The sequence below is a fragment of the Lysobacter sp. MMG2 genome, from assembly GCF_016735495.2.
GTDB lineage: Bacteria > Pseudomonadota > Gammaproteobacteria > Xanthomonadales > Xanthomonadaceae > Lysobacter_J.
On record NZ_JAERQY020000001.1, the window covers coordinates 1,103,099 to 1,115,154 of the forward strand.

Annotated in this window: 14 protein-coding genes and 1 tRNA gene; 7 read left to right on the top strand and 8 right to left on the bottom strand. The window is 64.5% G+C overall.

The genetic code is table 11. The features are described from left to right. Positions 1 to 88 precede the first annotated feature (88 nt). The 5 genes from JI752_RS04950 to JI752_RS04970 all read left to right on the top strand — a co-directional run bounded on the left by JI752_RS04950 (position 89) and on the right by JI752_RS04970 (position 4,456). Entirely contained in the window at positions 89 to 634 is a 546-nt protein-coding gene (locus JI752_RS04950) for a Dps family protein (protein ID WP_216960020.1), read from the top strand. Between the two features lie 165 nt (positions 635 to 799). Then, entirely contained in the window at positions 800 to 2,614 is a 1,815-nt protein-coding gene (recQ, locus tag JI752_RS04955; protein ID WP_216960022.1) for a DNA helicase RecQ, read from the top strand. A 129-nt stretch (positions 2,615 to 2,743) separates the two neighbouring features. Next, positions 2,744 to 3,160 (top strand): GFA family protein, encoded by a 417-nt coding sequence (locus tag JI752_RS04960; RefSeq protein WP_216960023.1) that lies wholly within the window; start codon positions 2,744 to 2,746, stop codon positions 3,158 to 3,160. Between the two features lie 19 nt (positions 3,161 to 3,179). Then, positions 3,180 to 3,617, top strand: a complete 438-nt coding sequence (locus JI752_RS04965; RefSeq protein ID WP_216960025.1) for a GFA family protein — start codon at positions 3,180 to 3,182, stop codon at positions 3,615 to 3,617. A gap of 566 nt (positions 3,618 to 4,183) precedes the next feature. Beyond that, positions 4,184 to 4,456, top strand: coding sequence for an HU family DNA-binding protein (locus JI752_RS04970; RefSeq protein ID WP_216960027.1), 273 nt, complete (start codon positions 4,184 to 4,186; stop codon positions 4,454 to 4,456). Positions 4,457 to 4,815: 359 nt separating this feature from the next. On the opposite strand, the gene JI752_RS04975 is transcribed toward JI752_RS04970, so the two are convergent. Then, positions 4,816 to 5,571: a toprim domain-containing protein gene (locus JI752_RS04975; protein ID WP_216960029.1), complete on the bottom strand. Its 756-nt coding sequence runs from the start codon at positions 5,569 to 5,571 to the stop codon at positions 4,816 to 4,818. On the opposite strand from JI752_RS04975, the gene JI752_RS04980 reads away from it, so the two are divergent. Continuing rightward, the gene (locus JI752_RS04980) at positions 5,552 to 5,746 is read left to right on the top strand and encodes a hypothetical protein (RefSeq protein WP_216961904.1); all 195 of its coding nucleotides are present in this window, start codon (positions 5,552 to 5,554) and stop codon (positions 5,744 to 5,746) included. The two genes, JI752_RS04975 and JI752_RS04980, sit on opposite strands and share 20 nt — an antisense overlap. Positions 5,747 to 5,813: 67 nt before the next feature. Beyond that, entirely contained in the window at positions 5,814 to 6,752 is a 939-nt protein-coding gene (gene dcm / locus JI752_RS04985) for a DNA (cytosine-5-)-methyltransferase (RefSeq protein ID WP_216960031.1), read from the top strand. 1 nt (position 6,753) lies between these two features. Here dcm and JI752_RS04990 read toward each other — a convergent pair whose 3' ends face one another. From JI752_RS04990 to pal, 7 genes are all read right to left on the bottom strand, one after another. Further along, positions 6,754 to 7,692, bottom strand: coding sequence for a hypothetical protein (locus JI752_RS04990; protein ID WP_216960036.1), 939 nt, complete (start codon positions 7,690 to 7,692; stop codon positions 6,754 to 6,756). Further along, entirely contained in the window at positions 7,682 to 8,797 is a 1,116-nt protein-coding gene (locus tag JI752_RS04995; RefSeq protein ID WP_216960038.1) for a hypothetical protein, read from the bottom strand. Before JI752_RS04995 ends, JI752_RS04990 begins: the two co-directional genes overlap by 11 nt. A 286-nt stretch (positions 8,798 to 9,083) precedes the next feature. Continuing rightward, positions 9,084 to 9,159, bottom strand: a tRNA-Lys gene (locus tag JI752_RS05000). Positions 9,160 to 9,270: 111 nt separating this feature from the next. Beyond that, on the bottom strand, positions 9,271 to 9,969 hold the full coding sequence (gene queC, locus JI752_RS05005; protein ID WP_216960041.1) for a 7-cyano-7-deazaguanine synthase QueC: 699 nt from the start codon (positions 9,967 to 9,969) through the stop codon (positions 9,271 to 9,273). Positions 9,970 to 9,994: 25 nt separating this feature from the next. Then, positions 9,995 to 10,672, bottom strand: coding sequence for a 7-carboxy-7-deazaguanine synthase QueE (gene queE, locus JI752_RS05010; protein WP_216960044.1), 678 nt, complete (start codon positions 10,670 to 10,672; stop codon positions 9,995 to 9,997). Positions 10,673 to 10,689: 17 nt separating this feature from the next. Next, the gene (gene ybgF / locus JI752_RS05015) at positions 10,690 to 11,469 is read right to left on the bottom strand and encodes a tol-pal system protein YbgF (RefSeq protein WP_216961822.1); all 780 of its coding nucleotides are present in this window, start codon (positions 11,467 to 11,469) and stop codon (positions 10,690 to 10,692) included. Between the two features lie 33 nt (positions 11,470 to 11,502). Beyond that, positions 11,503 to 12,012: a peptidoglycan-associated lipoprotein Pal gene (gene pal / locus JI752_RS05020; protein WP_216960047.1), complete on the bottom strand. Its 510-nt coding sequence runs from the start codon at positions 12,010 to 12,012 to the stop codon at positions 11,503 to 11,505. Positions 12,013 to 12,056: the final 44 nt, after the last annotated feature.

Below are 12,056 nucleotides of genomic sequence, written 5' to 3' on the forward strand. Positions count from 1 at the left end.
CGATTGCACTGCCAGAAAGAATGTATTTCACGTCGCGGTCGACGCCGCCTATTGTCGCCGCAATGCCATGATCGAAGGGAGAACACCGATGGCCAAAGCCAAGAACACCAAGCCCGCCAAGTCCGACAAGACCCCGCTGACGCCCACGGCCTCCAGCCAGGCGATCGACATCGGCATCACCGCCGGCGACCGCAAGAAGATCGCCGAGGGCCTGTCGCGGTTCCTGTCCGACAGCTTCACGCTTTACCTGAAGACCCACAACTTCCACTGGAACATCACCGGGCCGATGTTCAACAGCCTGCATGTGATGTTCGAGGGCCAGTACACCGAGCAGTGGAACGCGCTGGACGAAACCGCCGAGCGCATCCGCGCCCTGGGCTTCAACGCGCCGGGCTCGTACGCCGAGTTCATCCGCCTCAGCTCCATCCCCGAGGAGCCCGGCCTGACCGAAGCGCCGGACTGGAAGGAAATGGTGCGCCAGCTCGTCGCCGGCAACGAGGCCGTGGCCCGCACCGCGCGCAAGGTCCTCAAGACCGCCGACGATGCCGGCGACGACCCGACCGTGGACCTGATGACGCAGCGCCTGCAGACCCACGAGAAGTACGCGTGGATGCTGCGCTCGCTGCTGGAGTGATGGCGGCGCGCCGCGTTTTCAAGCGTTCCTGAGCCCTCTCCCGCGCACGGGAGAGGGCTTGGCGAGGGCGCAGCCGGCCTTTCGCGCCCGGATCGCGGCCCTCTCCCACCCGATTTCCCGGCCTTTTCCGAATCCCTGCGACAACGCGCCGGCTAAACTAGGCGCATGTCCGACCCCGCTCTCGATCTGCTCCGCCGCGTATTCGGCCACCCCGACTTCCGTGGCGAGCAGCGGCAGATCGTCGAGCACGTCACCGGCGGTGGCGACGCCCTGGTCCTCATGCCCACCGGCGGCGGCAAGTCGCTGTGCTACCAGCTGCCCGCCTTGCTGCGCGAGGGCTGCGGCCTGGTGGTCTCGCCGCTGATCGCGCTGATGCAGGACCAGGTCGAGGCGCTGCGCCAGCTGGGCGTGCGCGCGGCTTACCTCAATTCCACGCTCGACGCGGCCGGCGCCGCGGAGGTCGAACGGCAACTGCTCGCTGGCGAGCTGGACCTGCTCTATGTCGCGCCCGAGCGGCTGCTGACCGGGCGGTTCCTCTCACTGCTGGAGCGCGCGCGCATCGGCCTGTTCGCCATCGACGAGGCGCACTGCGTCTCGCAATGGGGCCACGATTTCCGCCCGGAATACCGCCAGCTCACCGTGCTGCACGAGCGCTGGCCCGACATTCCGCGTATCGCCCTGACCGCGACGGCCGACGCGCCGACGCGCCGGGAGATCGCCGAACGCCTGAACCTGGAGGACGCGCGCCAGTTCGTCAGCTCCTTCGACCGGCCGAATCTGCGTTATCGCGTGGTCCACAAGGACGGCGGCGGCGTGCGCCAGCTGCTGGATTTCCTCGACGGCCACCGCGGCGAGAGCGGCATCGTCTACGCCTTCTCGCGCAAGCGCGTGGAAACCGTGGCCGAACAGCTGCAGGCGGCGGGGATCAACGCCCTGCCCTACCACGCGGGCATGGAGGCATCGCTGCGCGCCGGCAACCAGCGGCGTTTTCTGCAGCAGGACGGCATCGTGATGGTCGCGACCATCGCCTTCGGCATGGGCATCGACAAGCCCGATGTGCGTTTCGTCGCCCATGTCGACCTGCCCAAGTCGATCGAGGGCTATTACCAGGAAACCGGCCGCGCCGGCCGCGACGGCGAGGCCGCCGAGGTCTGGCTGAGCTACGGACTGGGCGACGTAGTCAACCTGCGCCAGCTGATCCAGCAGGGCGAAGCCGGCGAGGAGCGCAAGCGCCTGGAGTTGCGCAAGCTCGATGCGCTGCTGGGCTACTGCGAATCCACGCAGTGCCGCCGGCAGGCGTTGCTCGGCTGGTTCGGCGAATCGCACGCGGGCGCCTGCGGCAACTGCGACAACTGCCTGGAGCCGCCGCGCAGCTGGGACGGCACGCAGGCCGCGCGCAAGGCCCTGTCATGCGTGTACCGCACCGGCCAGCGTTTCGGCGCGGGGCATGTCATCGACGTGCTGCGCGGCGTGAGCACCGACAAGGTCCAGCAATGGGGCCACGAGCGCCTGAGCACCTGGGCCATCGGCAACGATCTGGACGAACGCCAGTGGCGCGGCGTGTTCCGGCAACTCGTGGCGGGCGGCCTGCTGGAGGCCGACGTCGAACACCACGGCGCCCTTCGCCTCACCCCGGCGAGCGGGCCGGTGCTTCGCGGCGAAGTCGAGCTGCGTTTCCGCCACGAGCCCGAGAAGCCGACGCGTGGCCGGCGTGGCCGAGGCGGCACGGCCGCCGCGCCGATGATCGACCTGGATCCGGACTCGCAACTGCGCTTCGACGCGCTGCGCGAATGGCGCACGACCACCGCGCGCGAGCAGAACGTCCCCGCCTACGTCATCTTCCACGACAGCACCCTGCGTGCGATCGCCCAGGCCGCGCCGGACGACCTGGACGAGCTCTCCCGAGTGCCCGGCATCGGCGCCAGCAAGCTCGACCGGTACGGCGAGGCGGTGCTGCAGCAGCTGTTCGACGCCGCCTGAGCGCTCAGGTTGGCGCCGCAGCTGCCGCTATCCAGAGTGGGCCAACCGGGCGGCCCATCGTTCATGCGTCCTCGCGCCACAGACACGGCCGGGGCCGTATAACCGCGAAAACCCGCCACGTTCAGGGTCGTGGAGGACAACATGGGACTGAACATAGAAGGTGGCTGCCTTTGCGGAGCCGTGCGCTACCGGGCCACTGCGCCACCGGTGTCGCGCAGCATCTGCCACTGCCGGAGCTGCCGGCGCGCGAGCGGCGCACCCTCGGTCGCGTGGTCGACCTTCCATGTCAACAGCATCGTTTTCCTCAGCGGCATGCCCGTGCGCTATCGCTCATCGACCCACGTGGTGCGCACGTTCTGCGGCAACTGTGGCACGCAGCTGAGCTACCGGCACGACGACGACGTGGGCAGCATCGACATCACGACCGCCACGCTCGACGCGCCCGAGGAGTTTCCGCCGACCAAGGAAATCTGGATCGAGCACAAGCTTCCGTGGGAACGGACCAACGAGGCGATGCGGCATTACCCGCGCACGAGCACGTCGTGATGAAACAGGGAGGCAGACGATGTCGGAGCAGATGATCTTCGACGGTGGCTGCCTCTGCGGCGCCATTCGCTACCGCGCGACCAGCGCACCGTTGCGCGGCGTGATCTGCCATTGCGGGATCTGCCGGCGCCACTCCGGTGCGCCGGCCCTGGCGTTCGTGCATTTTCCCGCCGCGGCCTTCCAGTGGCTGACTTCACCGCCGAGCTGGTACCGCTCCTCTCCACACGCCGAACGAGGCTTCTGCTCCGTGTGCGGAAGCACGGTGGGCATGCGCGAGGATGTCCTCGCCGACCGCGTGCAGGTATGCGTCGGCAGCCTCGATGCTCCATCCGCCGTACGCATCGACGACCACGTCTGGACGAAGTCCCGCTTGCCATGGTTCGACACCACCGATGGCCTCCCCCGTTTCGCGCACAGCAGCACGGCCGTGCCCAGCCAGGCCTCGAGCACAGACTGACGCAATGACTGCAGTGGCGCTGCGACGGAACCTCCCGCGTGGTGGGCCCGATGCCTGTTCCGCAATCGTCACATTTTCGCATCGACAACAGCGATGCACCCAGCGAAAGTCCCGCGCGCACCGGCGACGGAACGCCCCATTCCCTCAGGCAATACCGATGAATGCCCTACTGCAATCCGGAGTGCTCTTTCTCCTGCTCTTCCTGGTCTCGCTGCCGCTGCGTGCTCATCTCCCGACTTTCGTACACGTTTGCGCGGTAGCACTGGCGGTGGACCTCGTCCTCGTGCTGATTCGTCGGAGCACGCGCTCGCGCGCCTACTAAGTCCTTTGCGGTGCGCATATCGGCTGGATCAACCACCCAAGGGTGCTGGATGGACCTCGGAGCTTCCGCATGCTGGTGCCGAATGTCGGCCGCGATTGCGGTACCCGGCGGCCGATCCCGCCTCGCCATGGCCTAGCATCATTTGCCGCCCAAGGAAAGGTGCCATCACCGCGATCGGGGCCGCAGCCACGAGGCGCGCCCGCCTTGGCTGTAGACTATCCAGTCTTTCAAAGCAGGAACCCGCATGAACAAGGCACAGCTCGTCGAATCCATCGCAGAACGTTCGCAGCTCACGAAGACCCAGGCCGAAGCCGCGGTCAATGCGCTGGTCGAGTCGGTGACGCAGGCCCTGAAGCAGGGCGAGGTCGTCACGCTGGTCGGCTTCGGCACGTTCGAGGCCCGCAACCGCGCAGGCCGCACCGGCCGCAACCCGAAGACGGGCGAAGACATCGCGATTCCGGCGACGATCGTGCCCGCGTTCAAGCCGGGCAAGGCATTCAAGGACGCGCTGAAGTAATCGCATCCGTGTAGAACGCGGCCGCATTTGCGGCCGCGTTTGCTTTGACAGGCGTATAGACGCGAAGCCACTGACGAGACGGCAAAGCGGATTCGCGACGCAGCGACGCCTTCCAATCCAGCATCGCAATCGTCTGATGTGGATTGTGGTCGTGATGGATTCGAACCATCGACCAGTGAAATACGAACCGAAGATTCTGTTGAAGAATCAAACGGTTATGGGCAAAAGGACGACGGCAGTGCGCCCAACTGTCAGAGTTTCCAGCCCTTCCTAAGGTGGAACTATAGTGGCCTCCGCCCCCCTTGGCCGAGTCGCCTGCCAACCTTACCCGAAGCCAAAACCCGATCCAGCACGCACACTCACGCACTGGAGCAGCATGGATCGACGGGCTCATACGGCCACGAGCACTTAGTCCCTTGGACGGCCCTATTGGATCCACGGGGGCGTTGCGCCACGAGCGCACTCCCCTGCCCCCCGGAGTTGGGTGGCACGCGCGGCTGGCGCGCCGCGGATGACCAGCCGAGATCCGACAGGCGGACCTCGATCTGGGTGCGCACGACGTGCAGGCCTTCGGCCGCGTGCAGGTCGTTGAAGTCGCTGGCCTTGCGGCCATGTTCGAGGAACGCCGCCTGGCGTGCCGACTCCTCGCGAAACTGAGGCACCACCCACGCGCCGTTGACCTCCAGCGCCGCGGCGCTCGCCGCTGTCACGCCGGTGTTCGTGCGCGTGTGTGGCGCACCGCAGTGGGGGCAATCGTGCGAGTGCTGAGGGAGCACGACGCGGCCTTGGCAGCCGATGCACTTCCCGTAGATGTCGTCGTCCGCGCAGATCAGCACGCGCGCCTGCTTATAGCGCTTGTGCAGCGCGGCGGCGACCGCCCCGAGGTTGCCGGCGTCGAACGCTACGGCCACGGGAAAGCCCGTAGCCTCGTGGAGCGTCGCCGCCGTCGCATAGCCTTCCGCCACAAGCACGATCCAACTTGGTGCGCCGATCAGGTGGAAGTGCCCCTTGGTGGCCACGCCGCGCGGCCAGTATTCCTTGTCGCGCTGGCCGGGCTTCGCTGCCTTGCCGCGGATGATCTGCAGGCCGTGAATCTTGCCCGAGGCGTCGAGCATCATCGAAGCCGGCGCGATTACAGAGGGCCAGCGATTCAGCCCGCATGACCTCAAGCGGAAGGGTGGAACCGACACCACCGGCAACCGGGCCGAGAAGCAGGATGCCCTCGGTGTCTCCGAGGCGATGATGAAGGTCTATGACAAAAGCGTCCCGAAAGTCCGGCCGTCCGGTTGAGCCAGCCACGTTTACGGCGCCGCGGTCCCACCCTATCCTTTAGCTAATCACAGCCTGCCAATAACCCATGCCCACTGCAGTATCGCTCTTCACCGGTTGCGGCGGATCGGACGCTGGCCTCGTGGCCGCTGGATTCGACGTGCTAATGGCTAACGACATTCTGAGCTATGCCGCTGAGGTCTATACGGCCAACTTGCCGGAGACCGACTACAGAGTCGGTAACGTAGAGAAAATCAAGGCATTCCCGCGAGCTGACCTCCTGGTCGGGTGCTACCCGTGCCAAGGCTATAGCCAAGGCGGAGCTCGAGAAGTTGGAAGAGACATCAATTACCTCTTTCGCGAGTTCGGTCGTGCACTGCGACAGATCAAGCCAAAGGCCTTCATCGTCGAGAATGTTTCCGGGCTAACTCGCGAAGACAACAAGTTCCTTTTTCAAATGCAACTGAGGAACTTTCGTGCTGCTGGCTATCGAGTGACGTGGAAGCTTCTCAACGCGGCCGACTTTGGCGTTGCCCAAGAACGCCATCGAGTGATTATCGTGGGCATGCGCTCAGATTTTGGTGACTCTTACGAGTTTCCGGAAGCGACGCATGGCCCAGGGACCACTCAGCCATATGTAACGATTCGCGAGGCTCTAGACGGCCTGCCCGAATGGCCAGCAGGCGAGTTTAACGATGAACCGTTCCATTGGTACTACATGTCCAGAAACCGGAGGCGGGACTGGGCAGAGTTATCTAAAACCATAGTCAGCCGTGCGCGTCACATGCCCCTCCACCCTCTTAGTCCCAAACTAGTCCCGGCTGGCAAAGACAAGTACGTTTTCGAAACGGACGCGCCTGCGCGCCGCTTCAGCTACAGAGAGGCAGCTAGGCTCCAAGGGTTTGCAGGTGAAATGGCCTTCCCCGACTCGTGTGGGATGTTCACTCGATACAAGGTGGTCGGCAATGCAGTTCCGCCCCCGCTTTTCGAAGCGGTGGCGAGATCCCTGCCTCCCAACATTTGGTGATTTAGCCCACGATCGCTCGAACCTTGTCGAGGCGCTTACGCAGCGCGGGCCGCACAATCTTTGGCGTCATCCTTTCGGCAATTAGCACTAAGCGCGCTCGATCGAAGACCATTCCTTTGCTCCGCTGCGCCGTCTCACGGAGTGATTCGTCGCCAAGCATAAAGGGAGTGGTGAATGCCTTGATGGGATTGACAATCCAAGGGGGATTAAACCACTTGCTGATCTGATGCTCGTTCGGATCGGTGATTTTCGTGTCCCAGTCATTGCCACAAGCGCATTGCCCCAACACGTAGAGGTTGCCGGCGCGCTGATCTAGAAAATCGGACCTGATGACGAAGTCTACCGTTTCGTCTTTTTCGGCCGTAGGGTCGTCAGGCAGGCCCGCCTGCGGCTGCCAGTTCCACTCGTAACCGTAATAGTTCAAGGGCGCCATGGCTGCTTTGAACCGCGTGCTCGGTGTCCGGGGAAACCCTGTGTGCAGCGCCCACGCGGCCGGACCAAAGTACGTTTTGACCAAGCCGGTTACAGCGCGTTCGAATGTTCTGGGAAGCGCTGTATTAGGACCCGTGGTGATATTCGTTGTTTGCGCTACAACCAAGCAGAACTCGTAAAACCCGGTCCCACTCGCACGATACGTTAGACGGTTTCCCGCCAGGTCGAACGGGTATGCGTCTCCCATCATTTTGATTCGACGCTTGATCTCCTGCGCGGCTTCGCCCACAAGTTCTTCCTGACGAATGTCCTGCTGCTGCCAGGCAATGCGACCTTCCTCGCTGGCCTCAATTTCTGAAAGGTCGTCGAGCTCCCCCGACACGATCTCATCCCTGGCGGCGTCGTCGACTACTGCGAAGACGCTGCGCAAGGCGGTCAACTCAATTTGATCGGCATCTCGAGCGATCCTCGGTTCACCTGGTCGCTTCTGATAGGGACTACGGGGCATTCTGATTTGCTCCCACCGCCGCCTCCTGCAGTTTGCGGAGGAGCGACGCACTCAAGCTCGACACGGCACTCGCTGGGCCGATTAGAGCCGCGGCAATCTCGCGCTCAATCTGAGTTTCGTCCATGCGCGACGTCATGTCTCGCAAGGCAGCCCGAACTTGCTCGATGCCCAGCCGCAACTTGTCATTGATAGGCTGAGTCGCCGCTTCGATCTCCTCCACGGTCTTACCCTGCTCGACCATCGTCAGCGTCTCAGGGTTCACGAGCAGCGAGGCAAGCCGTCCGAGCTGCCGGGAATCATCAACCGACGAATTGCGTCCCGTTTTTCGATCGCCAAACATGGCGCTCATGAGTACCGCGCCCTTGCGTCGACCGTCTTCAGAAAGCGGCTCCGGTGCAGTCGCGACCCCCTCCAGGCCGAGATACCGCTTCGTCGCTTCGTAGCCAAGCATCGTGTAGACCCATGAGAACGGGTAGTCGGTCACCGACCCCCGGCCGCCCCGAATACTGTCATTCGGTCGGAAATCGCCCGAGTCGATCAGCTGGCGGATCAAGTAGTAGCCTTGAAGAAGACGCTCGATAGTCTTGTGCTGGTCGCCAATCATGATGGCGATGTCCGCCACAGGGAGACCATGCTGCTCAACTACATCGGCGACCCACGCAGCCTTTGCAAAAGAATCCCAGCTGCGTGAAGCAGAAATGTGGCGCACACCCAAATAGGAAAGCAGCCCGCGCTTCGCGTCTTCGCCTTCAAACACAATGACGGGGACCGGATCCAAGCGCGGTCGTCCATGCTTTTCCCATTCGACGCGGAACTTCTCTGCCTTGTCGTCGACCCGACGTGCTCTGTTATCGCCCGTGAGCATGAGGCATGCCGCCAGCCGGCGATTGCCTTCAGCCACAATTAGTTCATTGCCGACCTTGCGAACAACAAGCGGCTCAGCTTCGAAATAGCCATTGACAGATAGCGAACTCAGCAGATCGTCCACGCCGAACGTGTCCACGATGTGCTCAAGCACTTCGTCTTGGCTGCGCACACGGTCGACTTTTCCGCCGAACCTCGGATTCTCGACGTCGAGTTGCAACTGCGAAAGTGCAACCTCCATCTTCTCGGGTGCCTTACCCTCGATTGCTGGGACACTCACTGTTCGCTCTCCGACTCTTGGATGTTTCGAGGGCGCATAAATATTGGTCTGCGGCCCTGCACAGCGCCCAACGGCGCGTTCGCGCGAGATGGCGGATCGCCGGGTACCCCATCCCCCCTGCCGCGAGAGCCGATCCGCTTCGCCGGCGACCATACCGCATAGGTGGTGTATTGTCGCGAGCCCCAGCCTATTTTACGGAGGGATTTACGGATGCTCGGCTCTTGGCTTCGCAAGTCATTGACACGTATGGTGGGCCGTGATGGATTCGAACCATCGACCAGCGGATTAAAAGTCCGATGCTCTACCGACTGAGCTAACGGCCCACGTTTTGAAGATCGGCGCGACCGCGATGCGGCGCGCGGGCCCGACGTTGCGCCGGGGCGTGCATTCTAGCGCAGGCCGCCGTGACGGTGCAGGCGACGCGCCGGGAAGATTCAGACGTAACGCGTGGGGTCGGGCACGCCGGCCGCGGTGAAGCCTTCGGCACGCAGGCGGCAGGCGTCACAGTGGCCGCAGGCGCGGCCTTCGTCGTCGGCCTGGTAGCAGGAAACGGTCTGCGCGAAATCCACGCCCAGGCGGACGCCCTCGCGCACGATGTCGGCCTTGCTCATGAACTGCAGCGGAGCGTGCACGCGCAGGCCCGCGCCCTCCACGCCGGCCTTCGTGGCCAGGTTGGCCAGCTTCTCGAACGCGTCGATGAACTCCGGCCGGCAGTCCGGATAGCCCGAATAATCCACGGCATTGACGCCGCAAAAGATGTCGTTGGCGCCGAGCACTTCGGCCCAGCCCAGCGCGATGGACAGCATGATGGTGTTGCGCGCGGGCACGTACGTGACGGGAATGGCGTCCTTCACCGCCGCCTGTCCGACCGCGTGGCCGTCGGCATCGGTGGGCACGAGGATCGATTCGTCGGTGAGCGCGGAGCCGCCGATGCTGCGCAGGTCGACGTTCACCGTCTTGTGCGCGACGGCGCCGAGCGATGTCGCGACGCGGTCGGCAGCGTCGAGTTCGGACGTGTGGCGCTGGCCGTAGCGCACGCTCAGCGCATGCACGGCAAAGCCCTGCGCGCGGGCGATGGCGACGACGACGGCGGAGTCCATCCCGCCCGATACCAGGACGACGGCGTTCTTCATGGGGTTTCCTTCAATACGAACCCGCTCAGCGGCCGGGCTCGTCGTTCCACAGGATCTTGTGCAATTGCAGCTGGAAGCGCACCGGCAGTTTGTCGGCGACGATCCAGTCGGCCAGGTCGCTCGGCTTGATCTGAGTGAAGCTGGGCGAGAACAGCACGTCGCAGACCTCGGTCAGCCGGTGCTCGGCCACGATGCCCTTCGCCCAGTCGTAGTCCTCGCGCGAGCAGATCACGAACTTCACCTGATCGTGCGGCGTCAGCAGCGGCAGGTTGGACCACAGGTTGCGGTGCACTTCCATCGAGCCCGGCGTCTTGATGTCGAGCACGCGCGAAACGCGCAGGTCGACGTCGGCGATGTCGATCGCTCCCGAAGTTTCCAGCGAGACCTCATAGCCGGCATCACACAGGCGCTCGAGCAATCCGATGCAGCGCTTCTGGGCGAGCGGCTCGCCGCCGGTCACGCAGACGTGGCGGGCGCCGTGCTGGGCGACCTCGGCCAGGATGTCGTCGATCTGCCGCCACTCCCCGCCGTGGAAGGCGTAGGCGGTGTCGCAGTATTGGCAGCGCAGCGGACAACCGGTCAGGCGCACGAAGACGGTCGGCCAGCCGATAGCACGGGCCTCGCCCTGCAGGGACAGGAAGATTTCAGTGATGCGCAGCCGGTCGGGCGATGCGGCGGCCGCATCGAGGGGGACGGCGTTCATGCCGCCATTTTAGCGGATCAGCGCAGCCGGCCGAGCTGGATCGCGTTGAGGCGGTCGCTGGCGGTGCGGGCGGCGTCGGTGCCGGGGTACTTCGTGGAGACCTCGGCGAGCGTGCGCTCGGCGGCCTCGACCTGCTTCTGGTTGAACTGCGACAGGCCGATCTTGAGCATGGCGCCCGGGGCCTTGTCGTGGGTCGGGTAGCGGTCCAGCAGCGACTGGAACTGCACCTGCGCCATCTGGTAGTTCTGGGTGACGTAGTAGCTCTCGCCCAGCCAGTACAGCGCGTTGGGCGTGTAGGCGCCCTCGGGGTGGGTCTCGATGAAGGCCTGGAACAGGCGGGCCGATTCGACGTAGTCGCCGGCCTTCAGGGCGTTGAACGCGGCGTCGTAGGCGACGCGCTCGTCGGCGCTCTTGGCGATCGCGCCCTTGTCGCCGTAGACCGCCGGAGGGCGGTCCTTGGCGGCGGCCGACGGCGCGGCGGGCTTGCCCGCCGGCGCCGGGGCCGCGTTGGGAGCGGGCGGGACGACCGCGCCACTCTCCAACCGGTTGATGCGACCGTCCAGGTCCAGGTACTGGGCCTTGGAACTCTGCAGCAGTTGTTGATTCTGCTGCTGCAACTCCTCGACCTGCGAACGCAGGGCCTGGACCTCGTTGCGCAGCGCCGAGACCTGGTTGAGCAGGTCCACGTTGCCCTGGTTGTTAGCCGCCTGCTGTTCGAGAACAGTCACGCGGTCGGCCAGGCTGGCGCGCTGGGCGACAGCAGGCGCGGCGACCACGAAGGTCGCCGCGAATGCCATGACGAGTACGGTCTTGCGGATCATCGTCAACGCTTACTTGGCGGTGTAGACGATCTCGACGCGACGGTTCTTGGCCCAGCAGTCCTCGTTGGAGTCGGTGCAGACCGGGCGCTCTTCGCCGTAGCTGGTCACGGTGATCTGGCTGCCCGAACCACCGTTGGCCTGGATGGCCGACGACACGGCATTGCCGCGGCGCTCGCCCAGGCCCAGGTTGTATTCGCGGCTGCCGCGCTCGTCGGCGTGACCTTCGAGGGTCATACGCGAGGACGGACGGTCACGCAGGTACTTGGCATGGCAGCCGACGATGGCCTGGAACTCCGGACGCAGGGTGTCCTGGTCGAAGTCGAAGTACACCACGCGCTGGCGCAGGCAAGCGTCGGTGTCCAGATCGTTCGGGCCGTAGACGCCCGACGTGGCAGGCTGCTCGACGGGGGCCGGGGCCGGGGCGGTTTCGGTCGGAGGGGTTTCCTTGACCTTCTTGGAGCAGGCCACGGCCGCGGTGCAAAGCACGGCGGCGAGCAGGATGCGAGTCGTGTTATTCATGGTTCTTCCTCGTCAAATCGGGGACAGTTCGGGGCGAACAGCTG

Coding starts and splice junctions, on each gene's coding strand:
- JI752_RS04950 (WP_216960020.1), top strand. CDS start 89: ATGGCCAAAGCCAAGAACACCAAGCCCGCCAAGTCCGACAAGACCCCG.
- recQ (WP_216960022.1), top strand. CDS start 800: ATGTCCGACCCCGCTCTCGATCTGCTCCGCCGCGTATTCGGCCACCCC.
- JI752_RS04965 (WP_216960025.1), top strand. CDS start 3,180: ATGTCGGAGCAGATGATCTTCGACGGTGGCTGCCTCTGCGGCGCCATT.
- JI752_RS04970 (WP_216960027.1), top strand. CDS start 4,184: ATGAACAAGGCACAGCTCGTCGAATCCATCGCAGAACGTTCGCAGCTC.
- JI752_RS04975 (WP_216960029.1), bottom strand. CDS start 5,571: ATGCTCGACGCCTCGGGCAAGATTCACGGCCTGCAGATCATCCGCGGC.
- dcm (WP_216960031.1), top strand. CDS start 5,814: ATGCCCACTGCAGTATCGCTCTTCACCGGTTGCGGCGGATCGGACGCT.
- JI752_RS04990 (WP_216960036.1), bottom strand. CDS start 7,692: ATGCCCCGTAGTCCCTATCAGAAGCGACCAGGTGAACCGAGGATCGCT.
- JI752_RS04995 (WP_216960038.1), bottom strand. CDS start 8,797: ATGGAGGTTGCACTTTCGCAGTTGCAACTCGACGTCGAGAATCCGAGG.
- queC (WP_216960041.1), bottom strand. CDS start 9,969: ATGAAGAACGCCGTCGTCCTGGTATCGGGCGGGATGGACTCCGCCGTC.
- queE (WP_216960044.1), bottom strand. CDS start 10,672: ATGAACGCCGTCCCCCTCGATGCGGCCGCCGCATCGCCCGACCGGCTG.
- ybgF (WP_216961822.1), bottom strand. CDS start 11,469: ATGGCATTCGCGGCGACCTTCGTGGTCGCCGCGCCTGCTGTCGCCCAG.
- pal (WP_216960047.1), bottom strand. CDS start 12,012: ATGAATAACACGACTCGCATCCTGCTCGCCGCCGTGCTTTGCACCGCG.